At 65.2% G+C, this 14082-nt stretch carries 13 protein-coding genes; 4 read left to right on the top strand and 9 right to left on the bottom strand.

The features are described 5' to 3' along the window. Window positions 1-279 precede the first annotated feature (279 nt). The 8 genes from M9924_20630 to M9924_20595 form a co-directional block, all read right to left on the bottom strand. On the bottom strand, window positions 280-522 hold the full coding sequence (locus M9924_20630) for a cold-shock protein (GenBank protein ID MCO5066784.1): 243 nt from the start codon (window positions 520-522) through the stop codon (window positions 280-282). Between the two features lie 96 nt (window positions 523-618). Next, window positions 619-786, bottom strand: a complete 168-nt coding sequence (locus M9924_20625; GenBank protein MCO5066783.1) for a cold shock domain-containing protein — start codon at window positions 784-786, stop codon at window positions 619-621. A gap of 443 nt (window positions 787-1229) precedes the next feature. Continuing rightward, a complete protein-coding gene (locus M9924_20620) occupies window positions 1230-1838 on the bottom strand; it encodes an RES family NAD+ phosphorylase (protein MCO5066782.1) in 609 nt (202 codons plus the stop codon). Beyond that, a complete protein-coding gene (locus M9924_20615; protein MCO5066781.1) occupies window positions 1839-2573 on the bottom strand; it encodes an XRE family transcriptional regulator in 735 nt (244 codons plus the stop codon). A 142-nt stretch (window positions 2574-2715) separates the two neighbouring features. Next, a complete protein-coding gene (locus tag M9924_20610) occupies window positions 2716-6024 on the bottom strand; it encodes a UvrD-helicase domain-containing protein (protein MCO5066780.1) in 3309 nt (1102 codons plus the stop codon). After that, window positions 6021-8672, bottom strand: a complete 2652-nt coding sequence (locus M9924_20605; protein MCO5066779.1) for a PD-(D/E)XK nuclease family protein — start codon at window positions 8670-8672, stop codon at window positions 6021-6023. Before M9924_20605 ends, M9924_20610 begins: the two co-directional genes overlap by 4 nt. Before the next feature lie 64 nt (window positions 8673-8736). After that, window positions 8737-9675, bottom strand: coding sequence for a hypothetical protein (locus tag M9924_20600; GenBank protein ID MCO5066778.1), 939 nt, complete (start codon window positions 9673-9675; stop codon window positions 8737-8739). Further along, window positions 9662-10057: a helix-turn-helix domain-containing protein gene (locus tag M9924_20595; GenBank protein ID MCO5066777.1), complete on the bottom strand. Its 396-nt coding sequence runs from the start codon at window positions 10055-10057 to the stop codon at window positions 9662-9664. The genes M9924_20600 and M9924_20595 overlap by 14 nt, the downstream gene beginning before the upstream one ends. Window positions 10058-10219: 162 nt before the next feature. Between M9924_20595 and M9924_20590 the strand changes: the two genes are divergently transcribed. The 4 genes from M9924_20590 (at window position 10220) to M9924_20575 (ending at window position 12725) form a co-directional block, all read left to right on the top strand. Beyond that, a complete protein-coding gene (locus tag M9924_20590) occupies window positions 10220-10561 on the top strand; it encodes a multiubiquitin domain-containing protein (GenBank protein ID MCO5066776.1) in 342 nt (113 codons plus the stop codon). A 3-nt stretch (window positions 10562-10564) separates the two neighbouring features. After that, entirely contained in the window at window positions 10565-10978 is a 414-nt protein-coding gene (locus tag M9924_20585) for a hypothetical protein (protein MCO5066775.1), read from the top strand. Continuing rightward, window positions 10963-12378 (top strand): ThiF family adenylyltransferase, encoded by a 1416-nt coding sequence (locus M9924_20580; GenBank protein MCO5066774.1) that lies wholly within the window; start codon window positions 10963-10965, stop codon window positions 12376-12378. The genes M9924_20585 and M9924_20580 overlap by 16 nt, the downstream gene beginning before the upstream one ends. Window positions 12379-12536: 158 nt before the next feature. Beyond that, window positions 12537-12725, top strand: coding sequence for a DUF6527 family protein (locus M9924_20575; GenBank protein MCO5066773.1), 189 nt, complete (start codon window positions 12537-12539; stop codon window positions 12723-12725). Window positions 12726-12922: 197 nt separating this feature from the next. Here the strand turns inward: M9924_20575 and M9924_20570 are convergent, their stop codons facing one another. Then, the gene (locus M9924_20570) at window positions 12923-14050 is read right to left on the bottom strand and encodes an RHE_PE00001 family protein (protein ID MCO5066772.1); all 1128 of its coding nucleotides are present in this window, start codon (window positions 14048-14050) and stop codon (window positions 12923-12925) included. Between the last annotated feature and the right edge of the window lie 32 nt (window positions 14051-14082).

Here is a 14082-nt window from a genome sequence, read left to right as displayed (position 1 = left end):
TCGGCTGTCAGCGCATCCAGCTCGACTGGCAGTCCGTTCGCTGGGCCTGGCGCTCCAAGTCGCCCAAATGCCTCAAGCAGTTCCAGACGGGCTCGTCTTCGATTTTCGCACGCGCAATACAAAATTGTGCATTGCAATATCAGCGCCGCTCGGTATGATTCTGCTATCGGCCATCTACTCCTCCCAGATGCGATGCCGATACTGGATGCGGTGCACCTCCTCCCGTGCCGTATTCATAGATCGAGCCCGCTGCCACCTCCTCCCGGCAGCGGGCTTTTTTCATTGTTCGGCGGCTGGCGTATAGGCCAGGCGAATGGTCCGCACTTCCCTGCCCTTCTTGCCGTGCCCGGACTGGAAAACGACCCGCTGCCCCTCCATCAGCACGCTAAGACCTGACCGAGTCAGCACGCTGGCATGGACAAACACGTCCTTTTCACCGATATCGGGAGCAACGAAGCCGAAGCCCTTTTCTGAATTGTACCATTTGACGGTGCCTTCGATCTCAGGCCCGGGACCGGCCATCGTCGAAGGTGAGCCCGCGATCTGCTCCCGTGCCGGACTTTTCGCAACCGGATTCCCGATCTCGAGTACTTGTATGACTTGCGATCCGCGGGGTGTTTATCCCACCGCAACCTTGAGGTGCGTCCCTTCGGAAACGCCGCGGCTTCCGGCTGCCTCCAGTGCGCGCAGTGGCAGATAGACCTCCGTGCCGTTAGGCAGTTTTACGAAGCCGAAACCCTTGCTGGCGTTGAACCATAGCACCTCGGCGTCGACAGGGTCTGACATGACGGTCTCGGGGCGCCGAAAATAGCTTGGCTCGGATGCCTGCTCCGAAAATGAATCCGCATCATCATCATGGCGACGCCGGCGTGACTCGCGATGGTCCCTATATTTGCTCATGATAGTCCCGACCGACGTGAACAGTGCAATGCGCAACCGCCAAGGTTAGTCTCCTCTGGGCGACACGTTTGTGTCAAATGGCAGGGACCCATGCGGCGCCGGTAGTGTTCAGTTTGAAGTTCGGCTGGTGGGAGCTGACAGTCGGCTTTTGGTGGCAAGCCGAAATCCCCACTGAGCCATGACCGTCAGCTGGCGCATTCGATGCCGTGCGCCTAGTAGCAATCCGGGGTCGAGACCGCGCTGGCCAGCAGCATCCTCGGCGAGATCTTCGATGATGAGGAGGATACGCTGGTGGGATTCACGTCAAAGGCGGAGGTCGCTATTTCGCATCATTGGAATCCCACCTTCAAGTCACGCAGTACCGCGGCGAGCCCGATCTCTTTGAGAAGCTCCCCGTGTGCCACTGCTCGCAGCTTCAGAATTGCCCGATCGTAGACTGCCAGATTTGTCTCACCGTTGAGGCGCGAGGGATAGATAATTCCATCCGGCTTGGCTGGGTGCTCGTGAATTGCCAGCGACCACCGGCGCGCCAAGCTCTGCTTCGAACCGCGGACGACATCACTGGGAATTCCCATCCGCAACGGTCCGTCACCGCGTAAATCGACGAGTGATAGCGCCGCCGTCACCTCGATTGTGGCATAGCTGCGTATGGCTAGGTCCCGTTCATCGAGGAGCAGATCGTCGATGCGACCATCGCCCTGATCGCGCATCACGGCTTCTACGAAACACACCTGCAAGCTGCTGCCGAGATAGAGGACACCGAAGCGATTGGCGGGCACACGGCGGCGAGGATCGCCGAAACGGGTCAGGCTCTTGCCGAAGCCTAGCGGATCCTTGAAGCGGGTAAAGAAGATGCGCCCAAATCGGGCACCAGCGTCGACTGTCGCGCTGTCAAGCGCGATGGTCGCGAACCGTGATGGAGGACTTAGCCCCGGCACTCAGACGAACGCGCCGTCGGCAATGCTGTCGGCAACCGCAAGCGCCTCATCCACTTTGCCGCGCCGCATCGCTTCGCGGCCAGTCATGCCATCGAGTTCAGGATGGGACTGGACAAGAAAACGATACACCGACCACGGGCCGCCGCCGAGCCGCTCGAAAAGACGAGGGAGCGCCGCGAACGGCTTTCCGTCCTCACCGACCTGCCAGACAGGAAAACGAAATCCGCGCTTGGCGCCATCTAGACCCAACACCTGGTGGCTTTGCCGCTTGGTGTTGACCGTCATTCGGCTAATACCCAGCAAAGCGGCGAATTGATCTGCGCTCAGCATGTCGTCACCGGCGAGGATTGTCGCAGCACGCACCTTGCCGCGCGCACGCGCCTCATCGAGCGCTGCAGCCAAATCGTCAGCAGTATCTGTCGTCGGTTCCTCTAACTGAGAGACAGCAGTATCTCCTGTCGGGTCAACCTCAACACGGAAACTCACCGTCCGGCCGGCCGCTTGGCTTTCTGCCATTGCCTTGCCATAGCCAGCCAATAGCGCCTCCACCTTGGCCGGCTTTGCCGAGATGACCTCGACAATGTTGCGTGGCGCGCGGAAAGTGAACCCGGCCGCCCCCTTAGGCAGCGCCGCGCCCGCTTTCGTGATGAATGCGGTCGTGAGCATCGACTTCGGAGAACGTCCCGTGGACCGTTTGGGGACGCGCCGGCTTGATTTCGTTTTGACGTTGGCCATGTCACACCTCTGTGCTGGATTATATGGCGCCATCCGTCAATCTCGTCAAGTTCGTAAATCTCGTCTAATTTTGTGTTTCGTTCACGGCGAGCGAATCCTAGCTGAATTGGACCGGTAGCGTCTGAGCCCGGCTCTTGCCGCCTCACTGCGCCGCGACCCAGCGAATCGTTCCCGGGGTCATGTAGACGACCGCGCCTCGCCTCGCGCCGGTGGCGCGCAGGTAGTCCTCGAGCTGGCCGGCATGGAGGCGCATATCCGCCTCAGTGGGGTCGACGTCGCTTTTCCAGTCGACGACCACCTCAGCCGCGTCGTCCGCAAAGGCGATGGCGTCGATGCGCCCGGCAAGCGCCCTTAGCTCCGTACGGTCGGCAAGCAGACCATAGACCGGCCACTCCGGAATGAGCCGATCACGCAGCGCCACGATCTCCGGCAGCTGCAGCGTGCGCCAGGCCGTCCTGCCGATCTCTTCCGGATCCGGCAACATGGCTTCGTCGGTCGGGTCGAGCACCAGCTCGGCCAGGAGCGCGCGGGCGCGGGTGACGAACCCCGCCACGTTCTGGCGGAGCTCCCCGGTCAGCACCTCTTCCATCAGCTTGTGCAGCAGCAGGCCCCGCACCCGGCCTGCCCCGACAGGTACGTCAGCCTCCGGCGCCTCACCGACTTCCAGGGCTATGGCTTCGGTCACCGGCAGGCGATCGGGATCATGATCGCTCGGTCGAATCCAGTTCAGCGGAACGGCGGCGGCGTCGACTGCGGCGCGCTCGGCGGCGAACACGTCGGCGGTCTGGGCATTCGGCGGGTCGGCGACGATCGACGGCGGCGCCGGCGCCATGTGCGAGACCTCGAGTTCCGGAAGCGCCCGATGGGCAAGGTCCACCACCCGCGCCCACGAATTCTGCTCAGCCGGCGGGAGCTCCGGCACGATCAGCAGCTCGCGGGCGCGCGTGCAGGCAACGTACCACAGCCGTTCCCTCTCGCGCTTCAGGCTCTCGTCGTCGGCCCTAAGCGCGGCCAGCAGCTCAGGCGGCACGACGTCGCCGATCACCCAGTGCAGGGTGTCATCGTCGACCTTATGCACGAACCGCTCGCGCGAACGCAGCATCGTCGCGGCGTTTATCGGAATCACCACCGGCCACTCGAGGCCCTTGGCGCTGTGAATCGTGATGATCTCGATGGCGTCGCCTTCGGCGTCCACCCGGCCTTCGCTACACGACGCGCCTAGGCGCCAGTCGCGGTTGAGGTCGCGAACGAAGTGCTTCAGGCCTCTCACGCCGTAAGGCCTCGCCCGCTCGAGCACCGCCTCGACGTTGGCGGCGGGCCGGCCGCTGCGATCGCCTTCGCGCGCGCTCAGGATCGGCCGCGCCGACAGACGCTCGACGGCCTCGGCCAGCAACAGCGCCGGCGTGGTCGCGCGGGCGCGGCGTCGCAGGTTCTGCAGGATCGACAGCACCTCGCTTGCGGTCGGATGCCTGACCTGATCGGCCGGCGTCCTCACCGAGAACCGCGGCATGGCCTTGGGCCGGTCCGCCGGCGAGGGGAGCGCCGCGGTGATATCAAGCAGCTCCTCCTCCGTCAGGCCGACCAGTGGTCCACGCATCAAGGCGCCGAACGCGAGCGTGTCGCCGCCATCGGCGAGCACGCGCGCGAGCGCCAGCAGATCCTGCACCTCCTGGCGGCGGAAGAGCCCTTTGCCGGCCTGGGAGGCGATCGGCAGTCCGCGGGCTTCCAGCGCGCGTTCATAGCGCCACAGCTCCGCGCCGGTTGGCGCCAAGAGCGCGATGCCGCCAGGGGTGAGCGGCGCGAGCTCACCGTCGTCGTCGCGGACGTCGACGGTGCCGATCAGGCGTGCGCAGACCTCGGCGACCGCCTCGGCCTCGGCGCCGCGAATTTCCGACGAACGTGCGTTGGGCGGCAGCTCCATCGCAATCTTGGCCACGCAAGGCAGATCGTGGCCTGGCGGATCCAGGGTCGGCGTGAGCGCCACATAGCCCGGCTGGTTCCGCCCCGAGAGCGGCGCGGCGAAGCAGCTGTTGATGTGGGTCAGGATGGCGGGCCGCGACCGGAAGTTTGCGGTGATCTGGACGATGTTGTCAGGCCAGCGCCGGACGATGGCGCCGCGCGCCTCGGCGTAGGAGCCGACATCGGCACCGCGAAAGCGGTAGATCGACTGTTTGGGGTCGCCGACCATGAAGAGGCCGCCTTCACGCAAGGCGCTGTCCTGCCAGCGTGGCGCGCTGTCCTCGGCCGCAATTCGGAACAGGATCTCGGCCTGAATCGGATCGGTGTCCTGGAATTCATCGACGAAGATGTGCTGATAACGCTGCCCGAGCGCGCGGCGCACAGCGTCGTGCTCGCGCACGAGAGCGCGCGCCCGCTCCAGCAGGTCGTCGAAGTCGAGCACTGCGGCGGCGCGCTTGAAGTCGGCGTATTCGGCGAGCACCTCATCGAGCGCGTCGGACAGCTTCTCGACCAGCGCGGTCGCGATCCGGCCGAGGATCACCCGGTAGCAGTGATCCACCCGCGCGAAATGCTGGCCGGCGGCCTCGTTGAGCGCTGCGCCGCGATCCTTGCCGGCGACGCGGTCCCAAGCGGTCTTGGTCCTCGGGGTCAACAGGTCGAACGTGTGCCGCCGCATGCAGGGCAGGCGTTCGGGATGGGCAAGCCGCCAGAGTGTGTCGAAGCCCGGCGGGGTTTCGAAGCTTCCGGCGAAGTGACCTGCGAGCGTCTCCAGATGCCCGACCTGCTCGAGCGTCTTGCGCTCCACCGGTTGCGCAGACAGCCAGCGGCGGAAGTCGGCGACCGCCTCGACGAGATCAATGTCGGGCCGGCCACTCAGATCGGCGGCCGGCGCACGCGCCCCGCGATGCTGCAGGCGAAAACGCGCCAGGTCTTGCAGGGTGTCGGCGACATGATGCGGGTCGAAGCGCGACAGGGCGGCGATGGGATCATCGGCTCGGGCAGATCCGCTCAGCCGCTGCCGGAACCACTGCTCGAACGCAGAATTGAAGGCGGCCTCGGCCTGGGTCGCGTCGAGGATGCGTGCGCCCGGGTCGATGTCGGCCTCAACCGCGTAGCTGCAGATGATGACCTGGCAGAAGGCGTGGATCGTCGTGGCCGTCAGCTCGTCGAGCTGGCTCGCGGCCGTCGTCAGCGCACGGCGTTGCGCGTCCGTCAGGCCGTCCGGCAAGGCTATCCGCAACGGCTTGGGAACCCGCCCCGCGAGCAATTCGTGGACGTAACGGTGGACGCGAGCGCCCAGCGCGCTGGCCGCAAGCTCGGTGAAAGTGATCGCCGCAATCGATCGCGGGTGAGCGCCACTGGCCAGCAGCATCGTCACGCGCCCTGCCATGAGCGCCGTCTTGCCCGTACCGGCCGCAGCTTCAACCAACAGCGTCGCGGCGAACTCGGTCAGCGCTCTCAGCCGTGCAGCGTCATCGGCCAGCCGGATCATCGCGCGCTCCAGATGCGGGCGAACTCGCCGAACGCGCGGGCCAGCGCGGCCTGCTTGATTTGGAAATACATCGTCGGCGACGCCGGCAGCGCCAGACCGAACTCGTTCCAGTCCTCGCGCGCATCCGGCCCCGGCAAGGCGACCCCGCGGTTCAGCAGATCGATGGCTGCCGTGATATGCGCGCCGATGTCTGCAATCGCCTGGTCGACGTCGGGCAGCCGGTGCGGACTGGGGTGGTCCGCGCCCAGGAACACTAGGCGGGCGATGACTCGCGGATCGTCCGGTACGAGCTGGCGCACCGCGATCGCATAGAGCACGCGTTGCAGCTCGGCGCCGCGACCAAGGACGATCTCCTCCGCTTTCGGCGGCTCGGCTCCGGTCTTGTAGTCGGAAACCCGCACACCGTTGCGCGCGGCGTTGAAGTCGACCCGATCTATGCTGCCGCAGATCCGCACGCCTGTGCCGGGGATGACGACCTGCGCCGTCGGCGGCCAGAGGAGCTTTGGGTCGGCCTCCGCCTCCGCGCGGCCGAACGCCAGCTCAGTCCAGCTGCGGGTGTCGAGCTGAAACGCCTCGTCGAGCGTCAGCGCCTTCAGCGCGAGCTCGCGCGCGGCCTCCAGCGTGTGCTCCCAGAGCAGCAGCGGCGGGGTCGAGCGCTCGAGAGGCCATTGGGCGCTGATCGAGGCGCATGCGGCATCGAGCGCCGCCTCGATCTCGTGGCGGGCGGCCTTCTCATAGCCCGGTCCGGCTTCCAGCGCGTCGACGGTGCGCTTCAGCACGTCATGGACCAGCTCGCCATAGGCGCGGGCATCGAGCGACAGCGGCTGCTCGTCCTCGACCAGCGAGCGCCAACCCAGCGCGTAGCGCCAGACGAATGCCAAGGGGTCACGCAGCATGATGCGCAACGAGGTCGCCGACTGCACCTCGCCGATCGCCCGGTCGATCACCGGATGATCGGCCCGCACACGACCGTCATGGCCCGTCACGCCAGGGTTTCGCCAGTCCCGCCAGCAGGCATCTGCGCCGCGCACCGACGGAGAGCTTGCCGCCTCTTCTGGCCTCGCGAGCAGGCGGTCGGCCGCGCTGAAGGCGTGGCTCGGAATGCGGGTGCGCTTCAAGACGATGGTGTTCGCGCCCTGCGGCACGAGCGGGCTGGCCGCCTGCAGGCCGCCTTGCGCGTTGCGGCGGCTTCGCGACAACACCAAGGCTCCGGTCGCATGTACGCAGACGAGCTCGAATGCGCGCCGGTCCTGGTCAGTGATCGACTCGGCGTCCAGCGCCTCGCGCGACAGGATGTGGCTCGGCATGAGCGGATCCTCGCTGGCGCGGCGCGGCCAGGACCGTGTCGTCAGGCCCAACAGCCGCACAAATGGTCGTGGCGCGGCCGCCAGATGGCTTGCGGGACACCAGACGGCGCAGGCACCGGGATCATGGCCGTCGGGCAGGCGAAGCTCCTGCAGTGAGAACGCGAGCGCCTGGGGCGGCCCGCGCCGCAGCGCCTCCACCCAGATCGCACGCGCCGCGCTGCCGAGCAGCAGGTCGCCGGCCTCGGCGGCGACGTCGGCACCTCTGGCGAGCAGCTCGAGAACGGGCCCGACGATCGGGCGCACGTCGACGCCGTCCCGCCGGCGGACGTGCGCCTTGTCCAGCGCGCGCCGCCACTGATCGAGCTCGAAGAGCGCCGCGCCCGGCCGCAGGCCCTCAGCCCAGGTTAGTGGCAGCATATCCAAGGCCCTGCAGCGCCCGGCCGCGTGGCCGAAGAGCCGGCGCACGCGATCCTGGCTCAGCCCGTTGAGCAGGATGTCGGCCAGGGCGGCGCACGCCTGGCCCTCGCGCGACGCCAGGGCGGGCACGCCGTGCGAGAAGTGAACCGGCAGGCCGGCGTCAGTGGCCAGCACCAGCATGTGCTCGTCCCAATCTTCGGTCGCGGTCGCGCAGACCGCGATCTCGTCCGGGCGCGCTCGGCCCGAGGCGATTAGCTCGCGCGCCCACCGCAAGGCCTCGACCACTTCGGCGCGCGGCGCGGCGCAGGAGACGACCTCGGGCGTGGCCGGCGTGATCCGGTCATCGGTCTCGACAGCGCCGGCGAACCAGCTGACATCGGCCGCGCCGGGGTTTCGCCAGCTGAGCGGCACGGCGCGGGCCAGCGCGGCCAGCAGCGGGCGCCAGACTGGGGCGGCGCGCACGACGCGATCGAGCTCGACCGGCCCGAGCACCGCGGGCGCACGTGCCACGCGCTGCAGGGCAGCATCGCGCAAATCGCGGGGCGCGAGGACGCCGGCAGGCAGACTTTCCTGAACGCGCGACTCGATGATTGCGAGATCCTGCAGCCGAGCGCTCTCATAAACACGGTTGGCTAAAGGGAAATCGGCGTTCCACAGCTGCGTCAGCGTCCACGCCGCGGAACGGGTCATCCCCGGCAGGCTCCGGATGCTCTCAAGATCGATGAAGCCGCCCGCCTCCAGCGCCGATCGGATCGCGGGATCGAGGTCCTGGGATCGGGCCGGACGCACGAACCCCCCGGCGAGCCGAGCCGCCAGTTGCGGCAGCGTCATGATCTGCACGCCGGCTTCGGCCTTCCGGGCTGCCGCGATTCGTCGCATGCGGAACGCGAGTGGCCCTTCAACGACAACGGTGCGGCGATCCATCGTCCCCCCGATCTTCCCTCTTCACTTCGACCCGTCAGCGGTACCCTTCGCGAGGCAATCCCGCCTAAATCGCGGCCGCGCTGAAGCCTGGAGGCAGTATGATCGTCGAAGCGCTGAGCGCCTTGACCGGGTACAGCAGGATCAGCACGTTGTGCTTCGTGTCGAACGCTTCGGCGACGCATTCGTGCGGATCGCCGTTCCGGTCCAGGATCGAGAGCGAGACTGGGCGCGTCATCTTGCGCCCGATCGGCAGCACCGGACCCAGCTTGTGACCGAGCGTGATCTTCGGGTCCGATGGTCGCCCGAACTGCGCGACGAATGCCGGGGACGGTTCGATCCGGCGGACGACCGCTTCCGCACCGTGGCCGTTCGCGAATTGAATCGGTTCTAGGATGTAGACAACGCAGGCGCGGTGATTGGTGCGCGCAAACTCGCGTGCAGAGGCGTAGATCGACGCACCGAACTTCTTTGCGAGGTTCATTGGCGTTTTGATCTCGAAAGCGCAGTCGGCGGCGTAACGCGCATAGGTGTCGCCCTTGAAGAGGGTGAAACGCGCGAAGTTGTTCGCCTCGCGCTCGAACTGGTCGGCGATTTCCGGGGCAAGGGTCTTTTCGCAATCCTGAAAGAAGCGGAAAAGCCTGCGATGGGTCGGCATATCGTGGTGCGCCGTTTCGTGCAGGGTCAGAAACGTCTGCTTCGGCTTCGCGACCTTGCTGTCGATATGGATCAGGCTCTCGGCTGCATCGTAGAGGCCAAACACCTTGGCAACCGCCGATTTGATGCGCGCGCCTGCGTCGGCGGTCTTGCCTCTCACATAAGCGATGATAGCGGCGGCATCGAACACGCTTGTCGGCGCAACCCGCACCTGGGCTGCGACGAGAATGTCATCCAACGGGACGGGAAATCGATCCCATGCGTCTGCGCGGTCGAGGAGCTTGCGGGCGCGCTCCTCGACCACGCGAAGGTCTTCGGGGTCAAGGCTGCTGTCGTCAGGTTTTGTCACCCGGTCGTTTCCTGCTTCTCAAAAACTGGAGGTACTGCATCATTTCAGCTTCTTCTTCGGATGTGAGATTATGCTCGGCAAAAGTGGCAACCCGTCCATGTCTTTCGCTGTCGTCGCGCGTAGTTGGCGACGTTAGATATCCTGCCATCTCCATCAGCTTCTCGAAGCTTATGGCATACAGCTCGGCAAGCGCGTGCAAAATGTTCGGCGAGGGTTTCTGAATCTTATCGTTTTCGATCTGGCTCAGGTACGCGTTCGATACTTGTTTGCTTGTGGCTTCCTCGACTTCGCGCAGTGTCATTTTCCGGTCGGTGCGAATCGAAGCGAGATACTGTCCCAACGTTGGCTTCACGGTACTCCTCTCGTCGGTCCCGGCTAGCATGGCGGCGTCCTCCTAAACGCTTTGTTCTCCTTACGATTCTAGGCCTTGCCGCTCTCTGCGTCAAGCTTGCAAAGTATCTGCTTGATATTCTTAGCATGCTATGCCATATTGGGAATTGAGGCTGCCGTGGTGGCGGGCCTGGTTCCCAAGGAGGGAAAACCAATGACTGAACGCACTGACCTGAAGGAGGACGACTCCGGTGTGGAGGAAGTCCTCGACGACATTGTCGACCTCGAAGAATATGTGAAGCTCGGCAAGCGGCCGCCCCTCGCCAAGGGCTATCGCATCCGCGTCAACGGCGAACCTTTCGTCGTTCACGACCCGAAGCCAACCGGCCGCGCGATCCTGACGCTCGCCGGGCTGATCCCCGCAGAGAACTACACGCTCCGGGTCAAGCTTGCCGGTGAAAAGCCGCGTAAGGTCGGGCTCGATGAGAAGGTCGACCTGCGGCATCCCGGCGTCGAGAAGTTCAAGGCGTTGCCGCGCGACCAGACGGAGGGCTGATCCATGAGCCTCCGCCGCCAGTTCGACCTGCTCCCCGTCGATCGCGAGTTCCTGGAGGAGTACGGACTGCCGTGGGAAACGATCGTGGACGGCTCCCAGTGGGTGCTGATCCACGATTTCCCGACGCCGCACGGGTATAACAACCCCTGCGTCACAGCGGCGATGCGGATCGAGACCGGCTATCCGAACACCGAGCTCAACATGGTGTATTTCTTCCCGGCACTCGCGCGGATCGACGGCAAGCCGATTGGCGCGACGGAAGCGCAACAGGCGCTCGATGGGAAGTCCTATCAGCGCTGGTCCCGTCACCGCACCGGCGCGAACCCCTGGAAGATCGGGCGCGACTATCTTGGCACGCACGTCATCCTGATCGAGGACTGGCTCGAACGGGAGTTCGAAAAATGCCCGCTCGCATGACGCTCGCCTTGTCAGGCGATCAGCATGATCACCTGATGAGCTTTCTGTTCCCGGGAGACGGCAAGGAGGCCGTCGCCATCCTGCTTTGCGGGCGGCGCGATGGCGACCGCTGCCACCGCCTCGTCGTCCGCGAAATCTATGGGATCCCCTACGAGGATTGCTCTGAGCGCACGCCCCTTCGCGTCACCTGGCCGCCTGACTACATTGCGCCGATGCTGGATCGCGCCGCGGCTGAAGGGCTTTCGGTCATTAAGGTTCACAGCCATCCGACTGGCTACGGCGCGTTCTCCGGAATTGACGACGAGGGTGACGCGCGCCTTCTGCCGATGATTCGGGGATGGGTTGAGGCCGACGTTCCCCACGGGAGCGCAGTCATGTTGCCCTACGGCCAGATGTTCGGCCGCGTTTTGCAGGGCGACGGCAGCTTCGCGCCGATCGACTGCATCTCAGTTGCAGGCGACGACCTCCAGTTCTGGTACGCGGACGCTGGGAACGCCGCGTTGCCGAGCTTCGTCGCATCTCACGCGCAAGCCTTCGATGAAGGCACGATCCAGCGGCTCCGCCGTCTGTCCTTTGCCGTTGTCGGAGCCTCCGGCACAGGAAGCCCGACGGTCGAGCAGCTTGTCCGGCTTGGCGCCGCCGAGATCGTCATTGTCGACGACGACCACATGGAAGACCGCAACGTCAACCGCATCCTGAACTCGACCATGCAGGACGTGAAGGATGGCCGCCTCAAGATTGACGTGCTGGCCGATGCCGGCGAGCGGGTAGGTCTGGAAACCCGGATCATCCGCGTGCCCAAGAACCTCTGGCATCCCGATGTCATCCGCGAGGTCGCGCAATGCGACGTGATATTCGGCTGCATGGACACCATCGACGGGCGCTATCTCCTGAACGCGCTCGCCTCCTATTATGCGATCCCGTATTTCGACATTGGCGTCCGCCTCGACGCGGTCCGGGACGGTGCTGGCAAAGGCCGCATCCGCGAAGTTTGCGGCACGGTCAACTACCTGCGCCCCGGTCGCTCCAGCCTCGTGAGCCGGGGTTTGTTTACGATGGCTGACGTTGCTGCGGCCGGGCTACGGCGCAACGATCCGAATGCGCACGAGCGCCAGGTGGAAGACGGATATATCAGGGGCGTGCCCGCGCACCGGCCTGCTGTCATCAGCGTGAATATGTTCGCCTCGGCGCTCGCCGTCGATGAGTTCCTTGCACGTCTCCACCCCTTTCGGGAGGAGCCGAATGCCAACTATGCGAGCGTGACGTTCAGCCTCGCCAGCATGGAACTGATCTACGATCCCGAAGAGGGTATCTGCGAGATTCTGGGCGGCACCGTCGGCATCGGCGATATGGCTCCGATGCTCGGCCTCATGGAACTGGCTGAAAGGCGGTCGTCGTGAACTGGTTTAGCTCGTTCCTGCAGCGGGCGCGCGCTCGCCTCGATCGCTGGCTTCATCCGCCGTATCGCACATTGATTGCACAGGAATCGCTTCCGAAGAAGCTGAGGCGAAAGACGATATATGTTGTCGAGGAAGACGGCTTCGAGGAGCAGGCGGCGATGCTGTGCCCATGCGGTTGCCGCCGTATCTTGCATATGAACCTGCTCACCGACGAACGCCCTTGCTGGCGTCTGACGCGGCATGAAGACGGCACGGTAAGCCTCCATCCTTCCGTCTGGCGGAAGAAGGATTGCGGATCGCATTTCTGGTTTCAGCACGGCCGTGTGGAGTGGTGCCGGGCAGAGTAGTCTCAAGAGTGCCCGCAGCGTCCTGGCGCAACCTCAAACCGGTCGTTTCGGATGCACCCGTAATGACCAGCTGCGACGGGACGGACGATCGCGCGGCTGAGGAAGCCCTCCCGCTCACGCATTACCGAAGAGAAGATTGCGGCCTTCGTCGAAGGCATAATTTGTAGTTTGCCGGAATTCATCCGGAGTGGATCTGCTTATAGAACTCCCCATGCGCGAAACCTCCCCCTGCCCGTCATCTCGCGCAGGCTGAGCTCGCTGACCAGGTTGAGCGCACCCTGCTTCGAGACTTTTAGCCGATCCTGGATCATACTCGTCGACACGATCGGACGCGACAGCACGAGCTCGACCAGGTCGGAAAGCTTTGAGCTGGCACGGCGCTCGCGCAACCGCCGCTCCATCTGGTTCTTTGCCAGCATCAATCGGTCGTGCTCCTTCAGGCCGGCCAATGCCGTCTCCAGAACAGCGTCGACAAACGCTAACAATCGATCGCTCCGCGACCGTGCGCGCCGGCGCTCCCGCGGAATGCTTTTGGTGCCGAGATGCAGGCTGACGAGGTGGCCTGCGGCGAGTCCTTCCTGTCGCAGCAGCGCGGCCACGAGCAGCGGTCCTAGCCAGGCGGCACGCTGCAGCACCTCGATCTCGGACCACGCCTCGAGCAGGATTGCGGCGCGCAGAACAGTCGGCAGCTCCCGAGTGTCGGCGAACACCTCCTGCCATTCGGCCAGGCGCGCGTCCTCGTCCCAGTCGAGATCGTAGACCAGGCCGTTTTGCGGCTGCCGGCCGGTCGCCGAGGCTGGCTTTGCGACCGCCGGCTTCGCTCCGCCTTCCAACACTTTGGTCGAACGCGCGAGCACGGCGTCGATTGCCGCGAACTCGTCCGCCAGCAGATCCGGCTCGTCCGCCTCGCCCGGTCCGCCGGCTTCCACTTCAGGGCCAAAGGCCCCCTCCCGGCTGCTTTCCGACGGCGCCGTTCCGCCGCCCCGGCCGGTGAGCTGTCGCAGGCCATCGCGACCAAGCGCCCAATCAGGAGCGCGGCCAAAAATCTGGCGGCGGGCGCGGAGCACGGCATGGGCGCGGGTGAGCTCGTGGGTCGGGGCACGCACGTCCATGCGAGCGTCGTGCAGAACCAGATCCTCGAGGTGGACCAGCTCCCCTTCGAGCCAGAGCGCGGCCGCCGCGTCGGCAAAATTCTGGCGTTCGACAAAGCCGTCGCGGACGGGCGAGCGGGCCAGCCGCTCGTCGAGGCGGACCAAAACCTCGGTGGCGCGAACGACCGGCCCGATCAGCGTCTCCAGAGGAAGGTTTGCCAGCGCGTAAGCCATTGATTTCACGGTAGCTGATTCGCGTTAGTCAA

It is taken from the genome of Rhizobiaceae bacterium (assembly GCA_023953835.1).
Classification (GTDB): domain Bacteria; phylum Pseudomonadota; class Alphaproteobacteria; order Rhizobiales; family Rhizobiaceae; genus Mesorhizobium_G.
The sequence above is the reverse complement of the archived record's forward strand: the minus strand, read 5'-3'. Positions and strand labels throughout refer to the sequence as shown.

Excerpts from the sequence above, each read along its gene's own strand:
- M9924_20630 (MCO5066784.1), bottom strand. The coding sequence starts at position 522 with ATGGCCGGTCCCGGGCCTGAGATCGAAGGCACCGTCAAATGGTACAAT.
- M9924_20625 (MCO5066783.1), bottom strand. The coding sequence starts at position 786 with ATGTCAGACCCTGTCGACGCCGAGGTGCTATGGTTCAACGCCAGCAAG.
- M9924_20615 (MCO5066781.1), bottom strand. The coding sequence starts at position 2,573 with ATGGCCAACGTCAAAACGAAATCAAGCCGGCGCGTCCCCAAACGGTCC.
- M9924_20610 (MCO5066780.1), bottom strand. The coding sequence starts at position 6,024 with ATGATCCGGCTGGCCGATGACGCTGCACGGCTGAGAGCGCTGACCGAG.
- M9924_20605 (MCO5066779.1), bottom strand. The coding sequence starts at position 8,672 with ATGGATCGCCGCACCGTTGTCGTTGAAGGGCCACTCGCGTTCCGCATG.
- M9924_20595 (MCO5066777.1), bottom strand. The coding sequence starts at position 10,057 with ATGCTAGCCGGGACCGACGAGAGGAGTACCGTGAAGCCAACGTTGGGA.
- M9924_20590 (MCO5066776.1), top strand. The coding sequence starts at position 10,220 with ATGACTGAACGCACTGACCTGAAGGAGGACGACTCCGGTGTGGAGGAA.
- M9924_20585 (MCO5066775.1), top strand. The coding sequence starts at position 10,565 with ATGAGCCTCCGCCGCCAGTTCGACCTGCTCCCCGTCGATCGCGAGTTC.
- M9924_20580 (MCO5066774.1), top strand. The coding sequence starts at position 10,963 with ATGCCCGCTCGCATGACGCTCGCCTTGTCAGGCGATCAGCATGATCAC.
- M9924_20575 (MCO5066773.1), top strand. The coding sequence starts at position 12,537 with ATGCTGTGCCCATGCGGTTGCCGCCGTATCTTGCATATGAACCTGCTC.
- M9924_20570 (MCO5066772.1), bottom strand. The coding sequence starts at position 14,050 with ATGGCTTACGCGCTGGCAAACCTTCCTCTGGAGACGCTGATCGGGCCG.